Consider the following 23,238-nt stretch of genomic DNA (forward strand, 5'->3'; position numbering starts at 1 on the left):
AAGTGAAACGCGGTAGCGCCGATGGTAGTGTGGCATTCGCCATGCGAGAGTAGGACACTGCCAGGCACCCAACACGAGAAACCCCGCTCATCTGAGCGGGGTTTTTTATTGCCTGAAATTCAGCGTGTTGTGGTCTTGGTGCCAGCTCTAATTATTGCTCCCCCTTTGTCGTGAATGCTTCAGCACCGCTAGATTGGTGTTGTTGAACACATCGACATCTCGATGTTCATCTCCTCATTTTTAAGTCTCACTATTCCCTCCGGCCACAGGATCTGAGCGCTTTTAGCGCTTGAATTGCCCGGCTATTCCATTCGTCGATGATCACTATTGCTGCTGCGGGGGATGACAAGGCAAGCTGGATCCATAGACTGTCTCTTTCAGGCATAAGGAGCTGTGTATGTTGGGGATCCACGATCTGGCGTTGTTTGTCGTATCCGGTCTGCTGTTGAACATGATGCCGGGACCGGACTCCCTGCTCATCATGCTGCGCAGCGGTTCACAAGGCTGGCGGGCCGGTTCGGTGGCTGCGCTGGGAATAGGGACAGGCACCATGGTGCATGTGCTGGCGGCGGCGCTGGGACTGTCGGCTTTGCTGAGTGCCTCGGCCGAGCTGTTCACCGTTATCAAGTTGATGGGGGCGCTCTACCTGGTCTATTTGGGCGGCTCGCTCCTGTGGCAAGGGGCTGGCTCACCGGCTGTGCGCGAACCTGCCGTGCGGCTGCCTGCGCTCTCCTACGGCCGGATCTTCCGGCAAGGGTTGCTGACCAATGTGCTCAATCCCAAGGTAGCCCTGTTCTTCCTCGCCTTTGTTCCCCAGTTCATCGCTCCCGATGCACCGCAGAAGGCGCTGGCCTTTGTCGTGCTGGGCTGCATCTTCAATTTCAACGGCATGATCTGGTGCCATCTGCTGGCCTTCTCGACCGCCTATGCGAGTCGCAAGGTGACCTTGCCTGGCTGGTTGGGCCGCTGGCTCAACCGCCTGATGGGGGGGCTGTTCGTGGGGCTTGGCATCAAGCTGGCCGTGGAGTAAGAGGGTAAACGCCGGGTATAGAAAAAGGCGTATCCCATCGCTGGGATACGCCTTCGTCTGCACTGCAGCAGGCTGACTGAAATCAGTTCATGCCGTAGCGCTTGAGTTTCTTGCGCAGAGTACCGCGGTTGATGCCCATCATCACGGCGGCGCGAGTCTGGTTACCACGGGTGTACTGCATGATCACGTCCAGCATGGGAGCTTCGACTTCGGAGAGAACCATATCGTACAGATCAATCACTTCCTGACCGTTCAACTGGCCCAGGTAGTTACGCAGGGCCTGTTGCACAGAGTCACGCAGGGGGCGCTGGGTCGGCTCGGCAGCGTGATTGTGAGTAGTTGTTACCAATGCATCAGAAGTCAGGGTTTGTTCGAACATATTCGGTCGGCTCTTTAGTTATGCGTTAACCTAATCCATCGAAATACGCTTCGAGTGCCTCGAGTTGTGCATCTGCACAATCCAGGGCATTGAAGTGCTTACGGAATTCTCGGCCCGTCTCTTCTTCATCCAGATACCAGCCCACGTGTTTACGGGCAATGCGCGCTCCCAGATATGCACCATAAAACTGGTGCAGGTTGGTTACATGCTCGTTCATCAGGGTGCGAACCTCTTCCCTCTCGGGAGGCGGCAGCTTGGTGCCCGTCTCAAGAAAATGACGGATTTCCCGGAAAATCCAGGGTCGTCCTTGCGCAGCACGGCCGATCATCACGGCATCAACGCCGGTATAGTCGAGGACATACCGGGCCTTCTCCGGGCTGTCTATGTCGCCATTGGCGACAACAGGAATCGATACGGCCTGCTTAATCGCCCTGATAGTGTCGTACTCCGCTTCGCCCCGATAGAGGTCGGTACGGGTACGACCATGCACGGCAAGGGCCGCGATACCGCAATCTTCGGCGATTCGGGCGATCTCCTCGCCATTGCGGTTATCCGGATCCCATCCTGTGCGGATCTTCAAGGTGACAGGTACCTCCACTGCGTCCACTACGGCCCGGCAGATGCTTCTGACCAGGTCGGGTTGGCGCAGCAGGGCGGAACCTGCCAGCTTCTTATTCACTTTTTTTGCCGGACATCCCATGTTGATGTCGACGATCTGAGCGCCCTGCTCCACGTTGTAGCGGGCAGCAAACGCCATCATCTCGGGGTCGGCTCCGGCAATCTGGACCGATCGCAAGCCACCTTCTGCAGAGTGATCCATTCTCATCCTGGTTTTCTGGGTATCCCAGACATCCGGGTTGGCCAGCAGCATCTCGGAAACGGCCATGCCGGCGCCCAATCGCAAACAAAGTTCACGAAATGGTCGGTCTGTTACACCGGCCATGGGAGCCACGATCAGGGGAGTTTCAAGCGTGTGGGGACCTATCTGCATTCCACGGTTACCATCGGCTTAGGGCGGCGTATATTACGCATTTTTTAGTCAGGAGAAAAGGTTAGTATTTGAGCGTCAGCCATTTTTTTCTGAAAAAAACGTCGCGCCAAGGCTTGCAAATTCAGGAGTGCTTGAAAATCAGACATATTGTCGAGCCGGACTGGCGGGGTCAAATGGATGAGGGGAGAGGCGATTTGCCTGTCCCCATCCCGGACCGGTTTGCGTTATGATAGCGAGCTTGTATCGAGCAAAGGCTCCAAACAATTTCATTACAAACAGATTGGGGATGTATGACGGCAAGGTTCATCAAATCTCTCTACCCGTGTCTGCTTGGTGCCGTGCTGGGCTCGGCCCAGGCCCAGACGGTCAGTTTCAGCGAGGCCTGGAGTCGGGTCATCCGCCAGGATGACGGGCTGGCGGCCGAGCAGGCAGGGGTGGAGCGGGCGCAGCAACTGCGCGAGGCGGCCAAGGCCATGTATCTGCCCAAGGTGGACGTGGGGGCCAGCTATACCCACCTCGATCAACCGATGGAACTGGACATGATGGATCTAAACCCCATCGCCAACCATCCGGAATTCGGCAAGGTGCTGGCGCCCATCATGCAGGCGCTCAAGCTGACGCCCAACGACTTCGTCACCCCCCTCACCAAACAGAACGTGGTGACCAGCTCGGTCAAGATGCTGTGGCCGCTGTTTACCGGTGGCCGCATCGATGCGGCGCAGGACATTCGCCAGGCCCAGGTGAGCGAGGCGCAGCAGTTGCTGGTACTGAAGCAGCAGTCCACCTTCGAGAGCCTCTCCCAGACCTACTTCGGAGTGGTGCTGGCGGCTCAGGTGGTGCAGACCAAGCAGGAGATCGAGCAGGGGCTGTCCCACCATCTGGAGCATGCCAAGAAGCTGGAGGCCCAGGGCCAGATTGCCCGGGTCGAACGTCTCTCCGCCCAGTCGGCCTATGACCGCGCACGCATTGATACCCAGAAGGCAAGGCGCAGCATGGAGATCGCCCAGCTGGCCCTTGGCCACATGCTCAAGCTCAAGCAGGCCGAGCCCAATACCCAGCTCTTCATCAATCAGCAGATGCCCGAGCTCGACGCCCTGGTGCAGGAGACGCTGGCGGTGCATCCCGGTCTCAAGCTGCTGACGGCCAAGAAGGAGCAGGCGCAGGGAATGATCAAGCTGGAGAAGGGCAAGTACGCCCCCGAGCTGTTCCTGTTCGGCAACTACAACCTCTATGAGGATGACTCGCTGGCCTCCAAGACCACGCCGGACTGGCTGGTCGGGGTAGGCGTCAGCATGCCGCTGGTGAGCCGTGACGGCCGTTCCGAGACGGTACAGGCGGCCAAGAGCGCCGAGCTGCAGGTTAATCTGCTGCAGGCCAAGACCCGCCAGGATCTGGAACTGCTGGTCGAGAAGACCTGGCGCGAGGCGGCGCAGGGGCTGGAGGAGTTCCAGTCGCTCTCTTCCACCCAGGCGCTGGCCGAGGAGAACGTGCTGCTGCGGGACAAGGCGTTTGGGCAGGGTCTCTCTACCTCCCTCGACGTGGTAGATGCCCGCAACCAGCTGGCCGGGGTCAAGACCCAGCGCGCCGCTGCCGCCTATCAATACGTGATCTCGCTGGCCCGCCTCTTGGCGCTCTCCGGTCAGATGAACAGTTTCAATCAATATCAGCATGGGCAAGTGATCGAGGTGAATTCATGATCGCGCGCCACTTTGCTCCTTTTTCCATGTCTGTTTCGACCGCCAAGGGTCGCCCGTTTGCCGAGGTGAATGCATGAGTCATCCCCCCATCAAGAAGAAGATGAGCCAGGCCAAGCCGCTGTTGCTGCCACTGGCGCTGGTGCTGCTGGTCATCTGGCTGGGCTGGCGTTTCTGGCTGGCCTATCAGCCGGAGCCGGTGCGCCTGCAGGGGCAGATCGAGGCGCAGCAGTACTCCGTCTCCTCCAAGGTGGCGGGCCGCATCGACGAGGTGTTGGTCAAGAAGGGTGATCAGCTTGCCAAGGATCAGCTGGTGTTTACCCTGGCCAGCCCGGAAATCGAAGCCAAGCTGAGCCAGGCCAAGGCGGGTCAGGCCGCGGCCGGCGCCATGGCCGAGGAGGCCGAGAAAGGGGCGCGCGCGCAGCAGATTGCCGCCGCCAAGGATCAGTGGCAAAAGGCCAAGGCAGCCGCGCTGCTGCGCGGCAAGACCTACGAGCGTATCGCCAGCCTGCATCGGGATGGCGTGATGCCGCTGCAAAAGCGCGATGAGGCCTGGACTGCCTGGCAGGCGGCCAAGTACAGCGAAGGCATGGCCTGGCAGCAATACCAGATGACCCTGGAAGGGGCGCGGGAAGAGACCAAGATTGCGGCGCGCGAGCAGGCCAAGATGGCAGCCGGCGGCGTGGCCGAAGTGGAGGCCTACCTGGCCGATACCCGCATCGCCAGCCCGCACACCGGGGAGGTCTCCCAGGTGCTGCTGCGCAGCGGCGAGCTGGCCCCGCAGGGCTTCCCGGTGGTGACCCTGCTCGACATGAGCGATGCCTGGGCCCAGTTCCACGTGCGCGAAGATCTGTTGCCCCGCTTTGCGCTGGGTACCGAGTTCGATGCCCGTATTCCCGGCCTGGGCGAGCAGACGGTGCGCTTCAAGGTGACCCATGTGGCCGTGATGGGGGATTTCGCCACCTGGCGTGCCACCGATACCCGCCAGGGCTTTGACATGAAGAGCTTCCAGGTGGAGGCGCGCCCGCTGCAACCGGTTGAGGGGCTGCGGGTCGGCATGAGCGTGCTGGTCGAACTCTGATGGGACGTGAATGGCGGTTGCTGTGGCGGGATCCGTTCGGCCGGGCGCTGGCAAGCTGGCTACCCCTGTTGCTGATGGGGATCCTCTGCTGGGTCTTCTCGGCCGGGTTGGCGCGGGATCTCAAGATAGGTCTGGTGGATCTGGATCAGAGCCTGCTGTCACGTGAGCTGGCCTTCTCGCTGGATGCCTCCGCCGGACTAAAGGTCGCCCAGCAGTTTGATTCCATCGACGCAGGGGCCAGCGCGCTGCGAGGGGGTGACATCTACGCCCTGGTCGTGCTGCCGAACCACCTGGAGCGGGATGCCCGGCAAGGCACCCAGCCGCAGGTCACCGTATTCAACAACGGCCAGTTCATCCTGATCGCCAAGCTGGTAAACTCGGCGCTGGCCCAGGTGGTCGGGACGCTCAACGGTCAGGTGGGCGTGCTCTCGGCCATGGCGGGTGGCAAGGCGCTGCCCGGTGCGCTGGGGCAGGCGGTGCCCATCGCCAGCCAGGTGACGGCGCTCTACAACATCAACTCCAGCTATGCCCAGTTTCTGCTGAGTGCCCTGTTGCCGGCGGTGTGGCAGATCCTGGTGGTGCTCTACGGCATCAATGCGCTGGCCCGCACCGATCGGCTGGGGCTGGACTGGACCACCAAAGGGGTCTGGTTCGGTCTCTGGCGCACCCTGCTGCCCCACGTGCTGATTGGCTGGGGCTGGGGGCTGGGCTGGAGCCTGCTGCTGTTCAAGGGGTTTGGTTACCCGATGCAGGGCAGCTGGCTGGTGCTGACGGCAGGGCTGGGGCTGGCGTCGGCCGCCTGTGTCAGCATGGGGGCTTTCTTCTACGGCATCATCCGGGATCCGGCCCGTGCCCTGTCGCTGGCCGGTGCCTACACGGCGCCGGGCTTTGCCTTCATGGGGGTTACCTTTCCGGTCAGCGCCATGGGAGATTTCGCCCAGTTCTGGCGCAGCCTGCTGCCCATCTCCCACTATGTCGAGCTGCAGATAGGCCAGACCAACTACGGTCAACCGCTGGCGGCGGCCCTGCCCCAGTTTGGCGCCCTGCTGCTGTTTCTGCTGCCCCTGCTGTTGGTGGTACGCCGCTATCAGGCCCAGGCGAGCGCGGCCCCCGTTAATGAGGAGCTCAGGTCATGATGGGATGTTGGGATTTGCCACGCCTTGAGTGGCGGGCGATTGATTGGTGCCTCTCGCTGGCGCCACAAATCGCTGCCTCCTGGCGGTGGAAGGAGCCAATGACATGCTAGGTTTCTGGGATCTGCTGCGCCTCGAGTTGCGCACCCTGCTGGCGGACAGGGCCATCATGCTCACCCTGTTCGGCGGCGTCTTCTTCTACTCCTTCCTCTACCCGCAGCCCTATCTGCACCAGCTGCCGCGGGAAGAGGCGGTGGTGGTGGTCAACGAGGATGGCAGTCAGCTGTCGCGTCAGCTGGAGTTCATGGCCGATGCCACGCCACAGGTAAAACTGGTGGCGCGGGCGGGCAGTCTGGATGAGGCTCGTGCGTTGCTGCTGGCGGGGCAGGGGAGCGGCATTTTGCACATTCCCCGCCACTTCTATCGTGATCTGATGCAGGGCAAGAGCGTCACCCTGGGCTATGCCGGCGATGCCTCCTACTTCCTGGTTTACGGCACCATTGCCGAGGGGCTGGCCCAGGCGGGCGGCACCCTGGCCGCCCAGGTGAAGGTCGCCAGATTGCTGAGCCACGGTGAAGTCCTGCCGCAGGCCGCCATGGGCTGGAATGCGGTGGCACTCAACGTGCTGCCGGTGTTCAACCCCACCATGGGCTATGTGAACTACGTGGTACCGGCGGTGTTCGTGCTGATCCTGCACCAGGTGCTGCTGATGGGCACCGGCATCCTGGGGGCAACCCAGAACCAGCGCAGCCAGCGTGGCGAGGCGGGCTACTGGCAGAATGCCCCCATCCTGCCACTGCTGCTGGCCCGTACCCTGGTGGTGGGGGGGCTGTTCGTGCTGCCGGTGAGCTACTTCTTCGGCTTCTGCTTCGATCACTACAACATAGTGCGCACCGCCGAGTCGGCCGCACTCTGGCTGTTCACCCTGCCGTTCCTGCTGGCCACCACCTGGCTGGGAGTGGTGCTGGGGGCACTGTTTACCCGCCGGGATTTGCCGACCCAGGTGGTGCTTGTCTCCTCGCTGCCGCTGGTCTTTCTGGCCGGTTTCATCTGGCCGCTGGAGCTGATCCCGACTCCGCTCAACTGGCTGGCCCAGTGGGTGCCGAGCACCCCGGCCATCGAAGGTTTTCTGCGGCTCAACCAGATGGGGGCCGAGTTTGCTCAGGTCTCCCACTACTGGTGGCAACTGTGGGGGCTGGCGCTGCTCTACGGTGCGCTGGCGTGCCTGCTGTTGCGTTGGCGGCAGCCGTCGTTGCCGGTTGCCAGCCAGCCTGCCTTGCAGAGTGAAACGACCGCCGGTTAAGCGGGAGGGTACCAGCGCGCGTGATACAGCGTGTGCGGTAAAGCGAAAAACGGTCAGCCCTTGGGCTGACCGTTTTTGTATGTGCTGGACTCAGTGACGCTGGCGCTGCTTTAGCCGCGCTGGAGCTCGGGATCGCCGATGGCGTAGATCTGGCTGTGCGCCGTCTTGTCACTCAGCAGACGCAGCCCTTGGGCGGCTACGTCGGCACGACGTACCAGGCCGTGCACCTCCTCGCCCTGGCTCAGCACAGCCTGACCGGTGGCCTCGCCATCCTGCAAACCTGCCGGACGCAGTATGGTCCACTCGAGCGCACTGGTCTGCAGCCAGCTCTCCGCCAGACTCTTCAATCTGACCTCGTGACCGAAGGCTGCCCGCGCCCGCTGCGGCAGATATTGCCAGCTGTCGCCGCAACCGAGGGAGGTTACCAGCAGCAGGCGCTTGAGCCCGGCCAGCTCCATCTGATCGATCACCTGACGATTGCCTAGATAGTCGACAGGCTCTGTCTGGCGAAAACTGCCGAGAGTGGAGATGACCTGCGCCTCGTCACCGGCCAGCTGGCAGGCCGCCGCTACCGCCTGGGGGTCGAGGGCATCACCGCTGACGACCTCGACCCCCAGAGCGCGCAGCTCGGTGGCCACCTCGGGACTGCGGATCAGGGCGATGACCCGCTGGCCCTGCTGCAGGGCTTGTTCGGTGAAGGCGCGGCCCAGCCCGCGGCTGGCTCCGAAGATGAGTGTGGTTGGCATGCTGCTGTTCCCTTTGACGAAAGGGCTAGCCTAGAGGGTTGTGGGGAAGCTGTAAATGAGAGTTGTTTTTATTTGTCTAGGAAAAGAGGGAAGCGGCGAGCCAGGGGCGGAGCCTGGCTCGCACGGGGATCAGCCGTTGTAGTGGCCGATATGGGGGCGACGGCTGGGGCCGCTCAGGTGGATATCCACCGGATTGAACGCCTTGATCGCTTCGAACGCGAAATCACCTATCGCCTGATGCAGGCTCTGAGGATTGTGGTTGGTGATGAGGATGACGCTTTTCGACAGGTTGCGACGGCGGCGCAGCAGGTGGCCGAGGAAGCTGGACTGGCTCTCCGCCATCTTGGCGCGGTTGGCCGAGACCTCGTCGATGATCAGCAGATCCACCTCTTCCAGGGCGCGCCGGTACTGATTGCGCTCGTCCTGATCGGGGATCACGTTGAAGAACAACCTGTCCACGATGGAGGCCCACTGCTGGAAGATCACCGACTTCTGGTGGCGTGCGATCAACTCGTGCGCCACGGCACCCGCCAGGGTCGACTTGCCGGTGCCGTAGTCACCGTAGATCAGCATGCAGCCGCCACCGCTCTTCTCCCAGTGCTCGAAACCGCTGATGAAGTAGCGGGCGGTCTCGATGGGATATTGCAGTGCCGGATCGCCGGCATCCATCCGTTCAAACACCCAGTCGGGGTTGAGGTCGGCCTGGGCGATCAGCTTCTGGATCCGCTCCTGGCGTGCCGCTTTCTGCAGCTCGCGCACCTCGGCATTGGCCTTGGCGTCGTACTCTTTGCGCAGGGTCTCGTAGTCGTACTGGCTGCCGCCGGTCTCTTGCTGAAGACGACGAATGCGCTCCAGCAGGCCTCCTACGTGGCGGCTCAATTCCGGGTCGTGAACGCGATGATCCTGCTTGGCCTTGGCGATCTTCTGGCGCTTGGCTTCGATCTCTTCCAGCTCCTGGCGCAGGGGATCGTGCGGGTCAGTCATGGAATGCTCCTTCTGCTCGGTCTGGGGTGGGGACAGGTCTCTGATTTTGCCTGCTGGCGGTGCCTGCTATCAATCATTATCCGGTTCCTGTGGTTGGCCGGCCAACCGCTTGGCCTCTTCGATCATCTCCTGCGCCCGCTTGCTTGGGCCCGCCTCGACCTGTGCCTGGGTCACCTGTTGGTAGCCCTGCGCCTCCATCGGCTTGCGGCGGGTATAGCGGCGGGTCTTGAGGGCGCGGATGAACTTGAGCATCCACTGGTGCTGGGAGTCGAACACCTCGGGCCGCCCCAGCCAGTAGGCGATGAACTCGCCGAGATCCTCTTCGCTGTAGCTGGCATCGATCACCCCACACAGGCGGGCGAGGGCCGGCAGCTCTGTATCCGGGCGCCATTGCAGGTGCATCTGGAACGGGCGCTCCGGCAGCGGGCTGCGCACTCGCTGGGTCAGCAGTGGCAGCTGGAACGGGCACTGATGGTAGTGCTCACTGTCGGTTTGCGCCTCGACTTGCAGCAAACCCGCCTCCATCAGCTCATCGAACAGCTCGGTCAGCTGGCGAGCATTGACCTGAAAGGAAAAACCGCTGGGATCGCCCGGGTCGACCACCGCCAGCGCCCGGCCGAGTTCGGGGTAGTTGAGCCTGGCCAGCTGATTCTCCAGCACCAGTCGGCGCAGCTGCAGGGTATAGAGGCTGCGGGCCGGGTGGGACAATTTGGGATGGGCGAGGGCGCTGTATTCGGCAGGGGTCATGGCATGCTTCATTGACGGACGTGGCGGTATTATCCCCCATGGCGGAGTCTCATACAATTGATGGCATGCCCGGCACCACCGGCGGGTGGTTGGCTCGTCCGCAATCGGGGTTGCTTGTTTTCGTATGACGCTGTTTTTTTGTCAGCCAAGTTGCAAAGAGGAGAAAAAGCTGAGTTTTGATGAGCATCATTAGCTGCTTTATTTCAAGCAGTTGGCCGCCAGAATAGCTACCGGGCATGGATTTTTCGGCGATTATTCAATCATCTGATTGGTCAATGCAGTCGGTTATGGTCTAGGCTTGAGGCTAAATAACTGGTTGACTAATAAGAGCTTTATCAAGATGTCAAAAGCCGGACTACGGATCCTGGTGGTGGAGGACGAAGCCGTTTTTCGCCACTCGCTGGTCAATTATCTCGCTCACGATGGTGCCTGCGTTTTCCAGGCAGAAGACGGCATTGAAGGTCTCTCTGCCGCCGCTCTCTATCATCCCGATGTGGTGTTATGTGATTTGAACATGCCCAACATGGATGGGCATGAGGTGATCGCCTGTCTCACGGCCCGCTACCCCCATATTCCTGTCATCGTCATCTCGGCCCAGAGCAAGATGGAGGTGGTCGAGCGAGCGCTGCGCGCCGGTGCCCGCGATTTCCTGCTCAAGCCCATCTCGGACTTCGGTCAGGTGCGTCGCAGCATAGAGCAGTGCCTGAGCGCCAATCACGGTTATGGACAACAGCTGGAGTTGATGGAGCACATCGACTTCTTTCGCGAACACGACCAGGCGGCGACCCGGCTGCTGGCCTGGTTGAAGCCGCCGGGCCTGCAGGAATGGGGGCCCTGGCAGGTCACCTTTGAAGGGATGGGCAATCTGTTCATTCCCGATACCTTCAAGGTGGATGACAAGCTGCTGGTGCTGGTGATGGAGCTGCCGATCCTCGGGGTGGATGCCGCCTTTTGCGGCGCTCTGGTGCGCTCTCTGATGAACGCCCCGTATCGCCAGTTTCAGCGTGGCGAGAGTCTGCTGCTGACCCAGCCCCACCGGTTGCTCGATTACCTCAATCTGCAGCTGGTCGAATCCGGCCTGCGCCACTCCTTCGCCATGGCCGCCCTGTTGTTTGATCAGGAGGACGGGCTGGTCTTTGCCAATGCCGGGCTGACTTCGCCCCATTGGCTGGTGCGCTCTGGCGGCCTGCCGCTCGGTCTGCTGCGTACCAGCCACTACGCCTTGCACAGGCGCAGCTGGCATGAACCCTTTGACCTGCAGTTTCGCAGTGACAGCGGCAGTGCCCTGCATGTGCAGGTTCGACATCATTGAGGCCGTGTCAGACGGCCACATACAAAGAGGGCGCCCAATGGGCGCCCTCTTTGTTGCTGACAATCCGGACCGCTTAGACGGCGGCAGATTGCAGCTTCTTGTCGTGTTCCTGCGGCTCTTTGGCCGGACCTTCTGCACCGTGCATCCAGTAGACCAGGCGATTGGCCATGGTCAGCAGGATCAGCGCGCTGATCACGGCGGCCAGTGCGATGCCACCGAAGATGGCCATGGCACCGGATTCGCCGACGAAGGAGCCGATGAAACCGGCGGCATAGTTGGCCAGGGCCACGAAGCCGAACCAGGCACCCATCATCAGGGAGGCCAGGCGCAGCGGAGCCAGCTTGGTCACCATCGAGAGGCCGATCGGGGAGAGGCAGAGCTCGCCCAGGGTGTGGAACAGGTAGGCACCGACCAGCCAGAACATGGAGGTCTTAACGGCCTGATCACCACCTTGCTCCAGCACGGCACCGATCATGAACAGGAAGCCCACGGCCAGGAACAGCAGACCCATGGCAAACTTCACCGGGGAGTTCGGCTCTTTCTTGCCGAGCTTGATCCAGATGGCGGCAACGATGGGGGCCAGCGTGATGATGAAGAAGGGGTTCAGGGACTGGAACCAGGCGGTCGGCACTTCGAAGCTACCGATCATGCGGTCGGTATACTCCTGCGCGTACAGGTTCATCAGACCACCGGCCTGCTCGAAGCCGGCCCAGAAGATGATGGTGAACAGACCCAGCACCAGGATGACCTTGATGCGATCCACTTCCTGCTTGGTCAGCGGTGCCTTCTGCTCCTTGGAGCGCTGCTCGGCGGCGCGCTGGGCGGCCGGCACGCGGCCGATGTCACCCAGGAAACGCTGGGCCATGGTGGCCTGCACCACCAGGGAGAGCAGCATACCGATACCGGCACTGACGAAGGCGGCTTGCCAGCCATAAGCGGTTGCGGCGGCGCCACAGATCACGCCGGCCAGCAGGGAGCCCAGGTTGATACCCATGTAGAAGATGGTGAAGGCACCGTCACGACGGTGGTCACCTTCTTGATACAGGTCACCCACCATGGTGGAGATGTTCGGTTTGAACAGACCGTTACCCACGATCAGCAAGCCGAGACCCGAATAGAAGACGGTGTTGACCATGTCCGGGAACATGGCGTGCGGCAGCGCCAAGGTAAATTGGCCGGCGGCCATCAGCACGGCACCAAACAGAATGGCGCGGCGTTGGCCGAGGAAAGTATCTGCCAGCCAGCCGCCGATGATCGGGGTGATGTAGACCAGACCGGTATAGATGCCGTACAGCTTGAGGGCATCGGCCTGAGTCCAGCCCATCCCGCCGTTGGCAGTCATGTCAGTCAGATAGAGCACGAGCACGGCACGCATGCCGTAATAGGAGAATCTCTCCCACAGTTCGGTACTAAAGAGCAAAAAAAGCCCTTTAGGGTGACCTAAAAAGGTCCCTTTGGACGGATTATTCATTGGAACTTCCACCTGTGTCTTATATTTTTTTAGAAATTTTATGCAAGGGCTAGGAACAAGCCATAATCCTTATAGAACAAGCGTGATTAAATTACAATATTATGATTTAGCGATATTTTATCTATCAATGGTTGAATATATGTTTATAAAATGAAAAAGGGCATCGAATGATGCCCAGTGTTTTATTCCATTAATAGGTTAAATATTCAGCTATTACAGCTGCTTGGCAAACTGTTTCAACCAAGTGATAAATTCGCCGTTCAGTTCCGGATGGCGCACTGCATATTCCACGTTGGCTTTCATGTAACCGAACTTGCTGCCGCAGTCGTGGCTACGCCCTTTCATGAAGTAGGCATTCACCTGCTCCTGCTCCATCAGCATGGCGATGGCATCGGTCAGCTGGATCTCGTCGCCGGCACCGGCGGGGGTCTTCTCCAGCAACGGCCAGATGTTGGAAGAGAGCACGTAACGGCCGACCACGGCCAGATTGGAGGGGGCCTCGTCGCGGGGCGGTTTCTCGACGATGGCCTGCATCGGCAGAGACATGCCCTCGCTCAGCGCTTCGCCCTTGATGTCGGCGATGCCGTATTTGTCCACTTCACTCTCGGGGACGGCTTCCACCATGATCTGGCTGATGTGATCCTCTTCGAACATGTGCACCATCTCGGCCAGGTTGTCCTGCTTGAGGTCGCTGGCCACCTCGTCGATCAGCACGTCCGGCAGCAGCACCGCAAACGGGTTGTCGCCGATCAGCGGGCGGGCGCAGAGTACCGCGTGTCCCAGACCTTTTGCTTCCCCCTGGCGGACGTGCATGATGGTGACGTCTTTCGGGCAGATGTGTTGCACCTCTTCCAGCAGTTGCCGCTTGACCCGCTTCTCGAGGGTCGCTTCCAGCTCGAAGCTCTTGTCGAAGTGGTTTTCGATGGAGTTCTTGCTCGAGTGGGTGACCAGGATGATCTCCTTGATGCCGGCGGCGATGGCTTCGCGCACCACATACTGGATCAGCGGTTTGTCGACGACGGGCAGCATCTCCTTGGGGATGGCCTTGGTGGCTGGCAGCATGCGGGTGCCCAGACCGGCGACGGGAAGAACGGCTTTGCGTACAACGAGCGGTGTCTTTTTCATGGAGAGAGTCCAGAGATACAAAGTGGGCCCATGATACCCGAAGAAAAATAGGGCAGCCACAGGCTGCCCTTATGATGGAAGGGGGGTGGATCGGTTACTTGACGATAATCATGTCCCGATTTGCTTCCAGCGTGGCTGGCCCGATGCCGCTCACATCGGCCAGCTGATCCACGGTAGTGAACTTGCCCTGCTTCTCGCGGTAATCGACGATGGCCTGAGCCTTTTTCTCGCCAATGCCCTTGAGCGCAGTCAACTCATTGATACTGGCGGTGTTCAGGTTCACCTTGCCGCTCTCCTTGGCGGCGGTGACCGTGGTTGCCGGCTTGGCAGCAGGCTTGTCGGCGGCCAGCAGAGGCTGGCTGAGCAGGGGCAGGCAGCTCAGCAGCAGGGTGGCGGTCAGGGTCTTGTAGTTCATGGCGGCACGTCCTTGTGTGGTTTGGTATGCCTATTGAGAATTAGCCGAGTCGCGCCACTTTTTGTCTGTCATATATGACACTGTATAAGTCAGAGCAAACGGCTATAAGCTTCCTTGATCCAAAATAGGTACACTGTGCTAACCATTTGACCAGGATGTCTTTTCTTATGTTTTTTCCTGCGATTTCCGAGCTGGAGCCCATCGCCCGTGCCGCCGGTGACGCCATCATGGCCATCTACAGTCAGCCCTTTGCGGTGGAGTACAAGCAGGACGAAAGCCCCTTGACCGCCGCCGACAAGGGCGCGCACGAGGTGATCGTGCAGGCGTTGGCCCGGCTGACTCCCGACATCCCCGTATTGTCCGAGGAGTCCGGGCCGGAGGTGATGGCGGCGCGCCACGGTTGGTCCCGCTACTGGCTGGTGGACCCGCTGGACGGCACCAAGGAGTTCGTCTCCCGCAACGGCGAGTTCACCGTCAATATCGCCCTCATTGAAGAGGGGGCACCGCGCTGGGGACTGGTCTATGCCCCGGTATTGGACCAACTCTGGTATGGCGGCAAGGGGCTGGGGGCCTGGCGAGTGGCTGATGGCAAGCGTGAGGCTATCCAGAGCCAACCTCATCAGGAAGGTACGCCCTGGCGGGTGGTGGGCAGTCGCAATCACCTCTCCCAGGCCACCCTGGATTACCTGGCGGGCTTTGGTGACATGGCGCGGGGCGAGATTGAGCTGGTCTCCATGGGCAGTTCGCTCAAGTTCTGCATTATCGCCGAAGGGGGGGCCGAGCTTTACCCGCGCCTCGCCCCCACCTGTGAGTGGGATACCGGTGCGGCGCAGGCGGTGCTGGAGGGGGCGGGCGGCAGTGTCACCCAGCTCGATGGCTCGCCGCTGTGCTACAACAAGCCGGACATCCTCAACCCCTGGTTCGTGGCCAAGGCATAAAACGGGATATCGGGATACAAAAAGGCCGGACTGGCGTGAACTGCCAGTCCGGCCTTTTTTATTTCGCTATTCGCGTTGGGTCAGAAGACCTTCTTGAACGGCTTGATGGTCACCTTGGCATAGACACCGGCCGCCACATAGGGATCGGCATCGGCCCAGGCCTTGGCATCCGCCTGTGAGGCGAACTCGGCGATGACGGTGCTGCCGGTAAAGCCGGCATCGGCCGGATCCTCGGCATCGATGGCCGGGTTGGGGCCGGCGGTGAGCAGCCGCCCTTCATCCTGCAGCGCCTGTAGCCTGGCCAGATGGGCCGGGCGCGCCTGCTTGCGCAGCGGCAGGCTGCCCTGAACATCTTCGGAATAGATGAGATACCACATGAGAGGATCCTTTTCTTGATGGCAGTTATTTTTTCATTTCATTTTTCTGCTCGGCGGGCAGGTGGCGATAGAGATAGACACCGCTTAGCAGAGTGAATACCAGGGTCATGCCGAGCAGACCGAACACCTTGAAGTTGACCCACATCTCCTGCGGCAGGTTGAAGGCCACATAGAGGTTGAGCAGGCCGCAGACGGTAAAGAAGCCGACCCAGCCGAGATTGACCCGATCCCAGACGGGATCCGGTGCCTGCAGCTCCTTGCCCAGCATCTGCTTGATCAGGTTCTTGCCAAAGCCGTAGCGGCTGATGAGCAGGCCCAGTGCAAACAGTACGTTGATGACGGTGACTTTCCACTTGATGAAGGTGTCGTCGTGGAAGAAGACGGTGAGGCCGCCAAAGAAGCCGACCAGCAGGAAGGTGAACAGCTGCATCTTCTCGACCTTGCGATAGCGGATCCAGCTGTAGGCGAGCTGCAGACCGGTTACCACCACCAGGGCACCGGTCGCCATGTAGATGTCGTAGAACTTGTAGACTGCAAAGAAAACGATAAGAGGAATAAATTCAATAAATTGCTTCATGTCTGGCTCGTCGCCCTCAAAAGTGGACCGCAAAATTTCATTCAGTGTACCTGCCCGATGGGCAACGGCAAATGAATAAGACCGCTCATTCGCCAGCCAGTTCCTCAGCCAAATAGCTGCCTTGCGATCTCGGCGCCCAGCCGCTGCTGATCCGCCAGCAGATCGCGGATGTGGCGCTCTTCGATGAGTGGATTGAGCAGCACGGCCCGCAGCAGGGTGAGCGGCTGGGGGCCGTAGCGACCCACGGCGCGCTGGGTGCGGGAGACAAAACTGTGCCCCTCGGCGCGCTGAGCCTTCTGCAGGGCGACGTTGAAGGCATTGACCTGCTCGTTGGCGGCCTCGTCCAGTACCTTGCCCTGCAGATGAGGGGGGATGCAGCGATAGGAGAGCAGGTTCATCACCGGGGCCGACATCAGCTCGAAGGCGGGATCCTGGTCGATAAGGCTGGCCATCAGGCGGGCCCGGTCGTAGTTGGCCTCGATGAGTTCGGCATAACCCTGCTGGCCGAAGAGCTGGAAGGCGGCATCCAGATAGAGGGCGTTGGCCGGGCGGGTGCCCTCCAGGGTGAAGCGCCCCTGATCAAAGGAGCTGGCGCGGATGGCGTAGGGGGCCTCCCGCTTGACCGCCATCATCAGGTCCGGCTGGCGGCAGAGCAGCATGCCGGTACCGAGCGGCACCAGCAGTTGCTTGTGGCCATCCAGGGTGACGGTATCGGCCCGCTCTATCCCCGTCAGCAGCGCCTGATAGCGGGGCGAGAACAGGGTCGGGCCGCCCCAGGCGGCATCCACGTGGAAGTGGATCTGCTCGCGCTCGGCAATGTCCGCCAGTTCAGGCAGCGGGTCGATGGAGCCGAAATCGGTGCTGCCTGCCACGCCGACCAGTGCCAGCACCTTGAGCTTCTGCTCCTTGCACTGGGCAAGGGCCTGCTCCAGCGCGGCCATGTCGAGCCGGTTCTGGTCGTCGGTCGGGAGGCGCCAGACGCTGCGCGCCCCCAGCCCCAGCAGATCCATCCCCTTGTCGAAGGAGTAGTGCATCAGCCGCGAGCCCAGGATGACGGCGCCGCGATAGCCCTGCTCATAGAGCGCGAACAGGTTGTCGCCGCAGGCACGGTTGCGGGCCAGCCAGAGGGCGGTGACGTTGGCGATGGTGCCGCCGCTGGTCATGACGCCGAGTGCGGCATCCTTGGCATGCATCTGGGCGTCATAGAAGAGATCGTCGGCGCGATAGATGAGGCGGTGCAGCTTGGCCAGCACCTCCCGCTCCAGAAAACTGAGCAGACGGGAGGACTCCATCTTCATCGGGTTCTGGTTGAGCATCACCACCAGGCGGGACAGCTCGGCGGTGAAGGCCGGTAACGGGGCCGTCATGTGGCCCATGTAGCGTGGCGAGGTGAGGTGAGATGCGCCAGGCACCAGGGTGGCCAGGCGGGCCAGATAGTCATCCATGGCGATGCCGGTGGCCGGCATGCGGGATTGATCGAGCTGGTGGGTGAACTGGTCGCGCTGGTAGGGAGCCTGACTGTCATCCGAGTGGTGGAAGGTCTCCAGCAGATCCGTCATGGCTTGGCCGAAGGCCGGATCCGGTAGTGCAAACAGTTCAGTCAACTTCATCAGGTTCTCCAGACCGGGTTGCCAGGGAGTCACTGGGTGGTGAGCAAGCGCGGTGGCAACAGCTACGTGGGCATCGGCCGCAGAGCATACACCAAAGGCCAGCGGGTGACAGCCATGCGCATCTCCTCAACTCACGGCAAATGGCATGAAAATCACTTTAAGCTAACACTTGTACTCTGAAATGGCGGCAGCTAGAGTGAGCGCAGTTTGGGCAGGAGTATGCAATGAGCAGTGTGACGGATTATTCTCCCCGCGAGGAGCTGGCCAACCGCCTCAGCCACGGCCTGGGGCTGGTGTTGGGGATCCTGGGATTGGTGTTGTTGTTGAACAAGGGCTGGACGCAGGGCCCTCAGGCGCTGGTCAGTTACAGCCTCTATGGTGGCAGTCTGGTGCTGCTCTATCTGGCCTCGACCCTCTACCACAGCATGGCGGAAGGGCCGGCCAGATGCTGGTGCAAGGTATTCGACCACTGCGCCATCTATCTGCTGATCGCCGGTACCTATACCCCCTTCCTGCTGGTGGCGCTCGACACGCCGCTGGCACAGGGGTTGATGGTGGTGATCTGGGGGCTGGCGCTGGCGGGGGTGGTGTTCAAGCTGCTCTTCATCAACCGCTTCAAGAAGCTGTCGCTGTTTACCTACCTGATGCTGGGCTGGCTGTCGTTGCTGGTGGTCTATCAGCTTTATATCCATCTGGAGGGGGAAGGCTTGCTGCTGCTCGGGCTGGGTGGTCTCATCTACAGCCTGGGGGTGATCTTCTATGTGGCCAAACGTATCCCCTACAACCACGCCATCTGGCATCTGTTCGTGCTGGGGGGCAGCGTTTGTCACTTTATGGCCATTTATGGTTACGTCGCCTAACTAGCCCTTAATTGGTATTTTTTGCTGCTCAAAAGGATAAATTCGTGCGGTATCACACAGTTGGCCGCGACGTTTGCTGACAAGCTAGGGACAGTTCAATTCGCAAAGGATGCACGAAATGAGTGATATCGCGCTTTCCATCAGCATGTTGTCGCTGGTGGCAGTGCTGGGGCTCTGGCTGGGAAACTGGCGGGTCTATGGCGTCGGTCTCGGGATCGGTGGGGTGCTGTTCGGCGGCATCATAGTGGGCCACTTCGCCGGCCTCTCGGGGCTGGCGCTGGATGAGCAAACCCTGCACTTCATTCAGGAGTTCGGCCTGATCCTGTTTGTCTACACCATCGGCATTCAGGTCGGCCCCGGCTTCTTCTCCTCCCTGCGCAGCTCCGGCCTCAAGCTCAACGGCTTCGCCGCCCTGCTGGTACTGCTTGGCTGCGCCGTGGCGGCCGCCCTGCACCAGCTGTTCGACGTGCCGCTACCGGTGATCCTGGGGGTCTTCTCCGGCGCCGTGACCAACACCCCATCTCTCGGTGCTGGCCAGCAGATCCTGGCGGAGCTTGGCGCTGCGCCCGGCTCCACCGGCCTGATGGGGATGGGCTATGCGGTCGCCTATCCGTTCGGCATCTGTGGCATCTTGTTGACCATGTGGCTGATCCGCATGTTTTTTCGCATCAAGATCGACGAAGAAGCAGCCCAGTTTGAACAACAGGCCGGCAAGACCAAGGAGAGTCTGCAGACCATCAACATCGCGGTGCGCAACCCCAACATCCACGGCCTGATGCTGAGCGAGATCCCGAGTCTCGACGAGGCAGACGTCATTTGTTCGCGCCTCAAACGCGGCGAGGAGCTGATGGTGCCGCGGCCGGATTCGCGCATCGAACTGGGCGATTTGCTGCACCTGGTAGGTGAGCGGCATGCCCTGCGCAAGGTGCTGCTGGTGCTGGGGGAGGAGGTGGAGACCTCGCTCTCCACTCGCGGCACCGATCTGCGGGTAGAGCGGGTGGTGGTGACCAACGAGCAGGTGCTCGGCAAGAAGATCCGCGATCTCGACATCAAGCAGAAGTATGACGTGGTGATCTCGCGCCTTAACCGGGCCGGTATCGAGCTGGTACCGACCAGCCAGACCAGCCTGCAGTTCGGCGACATCCTCAACCTGGTGGGACGACTCGACGCCATCGAGGCGGTCACCAATGTGGTGGGCAACGTGCAGCAGAAACTGCAGCAGGTGCAGATGCTGCCGGTGTTCATCGGCATCGGCCTTGGCGTGCTGCTCGGATCCATCCCCTTCTATCTGCCCGGGTTCCCGGCCGCACTCAAGCTGGGTCTGGCGGGCGGCCCGCTGGTGGTGGCGCTGATCCTGTCGCGCATCGGCAGCATCGGCAAGCTCTACTGGTTCATGCCCCCCAGTGCCAACCTGGCGCTGCGGGAGATCGGCATAGTGCTGTTTCTGGCGGTGGTGGGCTTCAAGTCCGGCGCCGGCTTCATCGATACCCTGATCAACGGCGATGGCCCGGCCTGGATGATGTATGGGGTGGCGATCACCCTGATCCCGCTGCTGGTGGTCGGCGTGCTAGCCCGTCTGTACGGCAAGATGAACTACCTCACCCTGTGCGGCTTGCTGGCCGGCTCCATGACGGATCCTCCTGCCCTGGCGTTTGCCAACGGCATGCACCCCACCAGTGGTGCCAGTGCCCTGTCTTACGCGACCGTCTATCCGTTGGTGATGTTCCTGCGCATCATCTCACCCCAGTTGCTGGCCATCCTGCTGTGGGCTGGCGCCTGATATGAAGCCCCGGACGGGGGCACTCGCAGTGCTCCCGTCATCAAAATGCAACACATTGATCATCTTGGTTTTATTTTCCATTCCTACCGTTGTTGACCCTTCTGTTTAACCGACCGTTCCAGCCTCAAATCAGTCTATCCATTCGAATTTTCTAACTGGTTTCCGGCGCCATTCGCGGGCACATTAGACGGTGGAATATTGCATGCCAATAGAGATTCAGGAGAGAACATGAGCAGCCACAATATCGCATTGGATCAGGACGTCGTCGTTACCCAGTTGAAAGGCAAGGTTTACCTGGTGGCCGCTGATGGCAGCCAGAAGCAGCTCGCCGAAGGCGATATCCTGCCCAAGGATGCGGTGCTGATCACTCCTGAAGGCGCCAGCTTCAAAGGCGGCAACCAGACTTTCACCCTGAGCCCGACCAACGAGCAGCAGGTTGAGGATGAAACGTCTCAAGAGCCGCAGCTTGCCCAGAATGTGCCGTCCGGCAATCCCAATGACATCGCGGCCCTGCAGCAGGCCATCCTGGGCGGCGCCGACCCGACCAAGGCATTTGAAGCATCTGCCGCAGGTGGGGCGCCTGCCGCCGGTGGTGGTGGCATTGGTGGCGTGGCTGGCGCCAGTGGTAACGGTGGTTTCGTTACCATCGATCGTACTGGTGATGCCACCATCGCAGCGGCCGGTTTTGATACGGCCAACCAGACCGATGCTGGCGTGATCGCTGATGCACTGCCGGGTGAAGAGAATCGTCTGATTGATCTCGTCCCGCCGGTGATCACCGTCTCCGCACCTGACAATACCAACGACACGACCCCGACCATCACCGGAACCACGGATGCCGACGCAGGCAGTACCGTGACCCTGCTGGTGACCGATGCCAATGGCAACCAGCAAACCCTGATCACCACCGTCAATCCGGATGGCACCTTCAGCGTGGATGTCACCACTCCGCTGGTTGATGGCTCCTACACAGTGACGGCCAGCGTCACCGATCCTGCCGGCAACACCGGCACCGCGACCGATGACGGCAGCGTGGACAGTACCGCGCCCTCGGCGCCGCAAGTGGAAATCCAGGACGGCGCGGACAATGTCATCTCCGCCAACGAGCGCGAAAACGGGGTGGATGTCATCATCCGGCTACCGGGCGATGCCAAGGCCGGCGATCGTCTCGATGTGGACTGGAACGGTGATGGCGTGCCTGACTCCAGCAGAATTCTGACGACTGACGACATCGGCCGTACCCAGGTCACCCTGACCATCCCTACCACGGATCTGCCGGTCAACGGCCCCATCACCGTGGATGCTACCCTGACCGACCCGGTGGGCAACACTTCACCCAAGGGGACCGACAACAGCGTGGTGAATGCCGCGCCTCTGCCGGGCGACGACCAGTTCACGGTGGCGGAGGACGGCACTGTCACCATCAATGTGCTTGGCAACGACACGGATGTGGATGGCGATCGTCTCACCATTACCGCCATCAACGGCCAGACCATTGCCGAAGGCGGCACGGTAGCGATCAGCAATGGTTCTGTCACCCTGAGCAATGGCCAGCTGGTCTTCACGCCGGCCCCGGATTTCAATGGTAACATCGCGTTTGAATACACCATCACCGATGGCCTGAACAGCGCCACAGGCGGCGTGACCGGGACTGTTACGCCGGTCAACGACGCGGCCGTCATTACCGGCACCGACACTGGCAGCGTGGTGGAAGACGAAACCAACCCGCTGCTGACCGAGACCGGCACCCTGAGCGTGACCGACGTGGACGGCGCCGACGAAGCCAAGTTCCTGGCCGGCAACGGCACCCCGAGTGCGGGTGCGCTGGGTAGCCTGACCATCACCGAAGGCGGCGCCTGGACCTACAACGTCGACAACAGCAAGGTGCAGTACTTGGGCGAAGGTGAGACCAAGGTCGAGACCTTTGTGGTCAAGTCCGTGGACGGCACCGAGCACACCGTCACCATCACCATCACCGGCGTCAACGATGCCGCGGTGATCACCGGTAGCGATACTGGCGCGGTCACCGAAGACGAAACCAACCCGCTGCTGACCGAGACCGGCACCCTGAGCGTGACCGACGTGGACGGCGCCGACGAGGCCAAGTTCCTGGCCGGCAACGGCACCCCGAGTGCGGGTGCACTGGGCAGCCTCTCCATCACCGAAGGCGGGGCCTGGACCTACAACGTCGACAACAGCAAGGTGCAGTACCTGGGCGAGGGCGAGACCAAGGTCGAGACCTTCACCGTGGCTTCAGTCGATGGCACCACTCACACCGTCACCATCACCATCACTGGTGTGAACGACTCTGCCGTGATCGGCGGCACTGACAGCGGTGCAGTTACCGAAGACGAGACCAACCCGACTCTGACCGAGACCGGCACCCTGAGCGTGACCGACGTGGACGGCGCCGACGAGGCCAAGTTCCTGGCCGGCAACGGCACCCCGAGTGCGGGTGCGCTGGGTAGCCTCGTCATCACCGAAGGCGGCGCCTGGACCTACAACGTCGACAACAGCAAGGTGCAGTACCTGGGCGAGGGCGAGACCAAGGTCGAGACCTTCACCGTGGCCTCAGTCGATGGCACCACTCACACCGTCACCATCACCATCACTGGTGTGAACGACTCTGCCGTGATCGGCGGCACTGACAGCGGTGCAGTTACCGAAGACGAGACCAACCCGCTG

Annotated in this window: 21 protein-coding genes; 10 read left to right on the forward strand and 11 right to left on the reverse strand. The window is 61.0% G+C overall.

The features are described from left to right. Positions 1 to 397 precede the first annotated feature (397 nt). A complete protein-coding gene (locus ACB032_RS21865; protein WP_101618024.1) occupies positions 398 to 1,030 on the forward strand; it encodes a LysE family translocator in 633 nt (210 codons plus the stop codon). 82 nt (positions 1,031 to 1,112) lie between these two features. On the opposite strand, the gene fis is transcribed toward ACB032_RS21865, so the two are convergent. Beyond that, entirely contained in the window at positions 1,113 to 1,409 is a 297-nt protein-coding gene (gene fis / locus ACB032_RS21870; protein WP_371138756.1) for a DNA-binding transcriptional regulator Fis, read from the reverse strand. 25 nt (positions 1,410 to 1,434) lie between these two features. Then, entirely contained in the window at positions 1,435 to 2,400 is a 966-nt protein-coding gene (dusB, locus tag ACB032_RS21875; RefSeq protein ID WP_118880543.1) for a tRNA dihydrouridine synthase DusB, read from the reverse strand. Between the two features lie 290 nt (positions 2,401 to 2,690). Between dusB and ACB032_RS21880 the strand changes: the two genes are divergently transcribed. The 4 genes from ACB032_RS21880 (at position 2,691) to ACB032_RS21895 (ending at position 7,611) form a co-directional block, all read left to right on the forward strand. Beyond that, a complete protein-coding gene (locus ACB032_RS21880; protein ID WP_371138757.1) occupies positions 2,691 to 4,097 on the forward strand; it encodes a TolC family protein in 1,407 nt (468 codons plus the stop codon). 73 nt (positions 4,098 to 4,170) lie between these two features. Then, positions 4,171 to 5,175, forward strand: coding sequence for an HlyD family secretion protein (locus ACB032_RS21885; RefSeq protein WP_017410991.1), 1,005 nt, complete (start codon positions 4,171 to 4,173; stop codon positions 5,173 to 5,175). Continuing rightward, the gene (locus ACB032_RS21890; protein ID WP_371138758.1) at positions 5,175 to 6,311 is read left to right on the forward strand and encodes an ABC transporter permease; all 1,137 of its coding nucleotides are present in this window, start codon (positions 5,175 to 5,177) and stop codon (positions 6,309 to 6,311) included. Before ACB032_RS21885 ends, ACB032_RS21890 begins: the two co-directional genes overlap by 1 nt. A 103-nt stretch (positions 6,312 to 6,414) precedes the next feature. Continuing rightward, positions 6,415 to 7,611, forward strand: coding sequence for an ABC transporter permease (locus tag ACB032_RS21895; protein WP_371138759.1), 1,197 nt, complete (start codon positions 6,415 to 6,417; stop codon positions 7,609 to 7,611). Between the two features lie 110 nt (positions 7,612 to 7,721). Here the strand turns inward: ACB032_RS21895 and ACB032_RS21900 are convergent, their stop codons facing one another. The 3 genes from ACB032_RS21900 to ACB032_RS21910 form a co-directional block, all read right to left on the reverse strand. Then, on the reverse strand, positions 7,722 to 8,357 hold the full coding sequence (locus tag ACB032_RS21900; protein ID WP_207138670.1) for an SDR family oxidoreductase: 636 nt from the start codon (positions 8,355 to 8,357) through the stop codon (positions 7,722 to 7,724). Between the two features lie 129 nt (positions 8,358 to 8,486). Then, a complete protein-coding gene (locus ACB032_RS21905; RefSeq protein WP_371138760.1) occupies positions 8,487 to 9,341 on the reverse strand; it encodes a DnaA ATPase domain-containing protein in 855 nt (284 codons plus the stop codon). Positions 9,342 to 9,410: 69 nt separating this feature from the next. Beyond that, complete coding sequence (locus ACB032_RS21910; RefSeq protein ID WP_219279474.1) at positions 9,411 to 10,088, reverse strand: DnaT-like ssDNA-binding domain-containing protein; 678 nt, start codon at positions 10,086 to 10,088, stop codon at positions 9,411 to 9,413. 340 nt (positions 10,089 to 10,428) lie between these two features. Between ACB032_RS21910 and ACB032_RS21915 the strand changes: the two genes are divergently transcribed. After that, positions 10,429 to 11,400, forward strand: coding sequence for a response regulator (locus tag ACB032_RS21915; RefSeq protein WP_371138761.1), 972 nt, complete (start codon positions 10,429 to 10,431; stop codon positions 11,398 to 11,400). Between the two features lie 73 nt (positions 11,401 to 11,473). Here ACB032_RS21915 and ACB032_RS21920 read toward each other — a convergent pair whose 3' ends face one another. The 3 genes from ACB032_RS21920 to ACB032_RS21930 all read right to left on the reverse strand — a co-directional run bounded on the left by ACB032_RS21920 (position 11,474) and on the right by ACB032_RS21930 (position 14,411). Further along, complete coding sequence (locus ACB032_RS21920; protein WP_011707249.1) at positions 11,474 to 12,871, reverse strand: peptide MFS transporter; 1,398 nt, start codon at positions 12,869 to 12,871, stop codon at positions 11,474 to 11,476. Between the two features lie 213 nt (positions 12,872 to 13,084). Further along, positions 13,085 to 13,996 carry a UTP--glucose-1-phosphate uridylyltransferase GalU gene (galU, locus tag ACB032_RS21925; protein WP_017410998.1) on the reverse strand — a complete coding sequence of 304 codons (912 nt, stop codon included), beginning with the start codon at positions 13,994 to 13,996 and terminating at the stop codon, positions 13,085 to 13,087. Positions 13,997 to 14,090: 94 nt separating this feature from the next. Beyond that, complete coding sequence (locus ACB032_RS21930; RefSeq protein WP_011707247.1) at positions 14,091 to 14,411, reverse strand: ComEA family DNA-binding protein; 321 nt, start codon at positions 14,409 to 14,411, stop codon at positions 14,091 to 14,093. A 167-nt stretch (positions 14,412 to 14,578) separates the two neighbouring features. Here ACB032_RS21930 and cysQ point away from each other — a divergent pair, with 167 nt between their 5' ends. Continuing rightward, on the forward strand, positions 14,579 to 15,349 hold the full coding sequence (cysQ, locus tag ACB032_RS21935; RefSeq protein WP_162901806.1) for a 3'(2'),5'-bisphosphate nucleotidase CysQ: 771 nt from the start codon (positions 14,579 to 14,581) through the stop codon (positions 15,347 to 15,349). Between the two features lie 80 nt (positions 15,350 to 15,429). Here cysQ and ACB032_RS21940 read toward each other — a convergent pair whose 3' ends face one another. From ACB032_RS21940 to ACB032_RS21950, 3 genes are all read right to left on the reverse strand, one after another. Beyond that, the gene (locus ACB032_RS21940) at positions 15,430 to 15,726 is read right to left on the reverse strand and encodes a YciI family protein (protein ID WP_005309589.1); all 297 of its coding nucleotides are present in this window, start codon (positions 15,724 to 15,726) and stop codon (positions 15,430 to 15,432) included. A gap of 25 nt (positions 15,727 to 15,751) precedes the next feature. Beyond that, the gene (locus ACB032_RS21945; RefSeq protein WP_024946223.1) at positions 15,752 to 16,303 is read right to left on the reverse strand and encodes a septation protein A; all 552 of its coding nucleotides are present in this window, start codon (positions 16,301 to 16,303) and stop codon (positions 15,752 to 15,754) included. 104 nt (positions 16,304 to 16,407) lie between these two features. Further along, positions 16,408 to 17,913, reverse strand: coding sequence for an aminotransferase class V-fold PLP-dependent enzyme (locus ACB032_RS21950; protein ID WP_371138762.1), 1,506 nt, complete (start codon positions 17,911 to 17,913; stop codon positions 16,408 to 16,410). A 224-nt stretch (positions 17,914 to 18,137) separates the two neighbouring features. On the opposite strand from ACB032_RS21950, the gene ACB032_RS21955 reads away from it, so the two are divergent. From ACB032_RS21955 to ACB032_RS21965, 3 genes are all read left to right on the forward strand, one after another. Next, positions 18,138 to 18,773 carry a hemolysin III family protein gene (locus ACB032_RS21955; protein ID WP_371138763.1) on the forward strand — a complete coding sequence of 212 codons (636 nt, stop codon included), beginning with the start codon at positions 18,138 to 18,140 and terminating at the stop codon, positions 18,771 to 18,773. A gap of 118 nt (positions 18,774 to 18,891) precedes the next feature. Then, positions 18,892 to 20,553, forward strand: coding sequence for a putative transporter (locus tag ACB032_RS21960; protein WP_017411002.1), 1,662 nt, complete (start codon positions 18,892 to 18,894; stop codon positions 20,551 to 20,553). A gap of 228 nt (positions 20,554 to 20,781) precedes the next feature. Then, positions 20,782 to 23,238 (forward strand): retention module-containing protein (locus ACB032_RS21965; protein ID WP_371138764.1); only part of this gene is annotated, 2,457 nt, incomplete at its 3' end.

The organism is Aeromonas sp. S5(2024) (assembly GCF_041403025.1).
Lineage (GTDB): Bacteria > Pseudomonadota > Gammaproteobacteria > Enterobacterales > Aeromonadaceae > Aeromonas > Aeromonas hydrophila.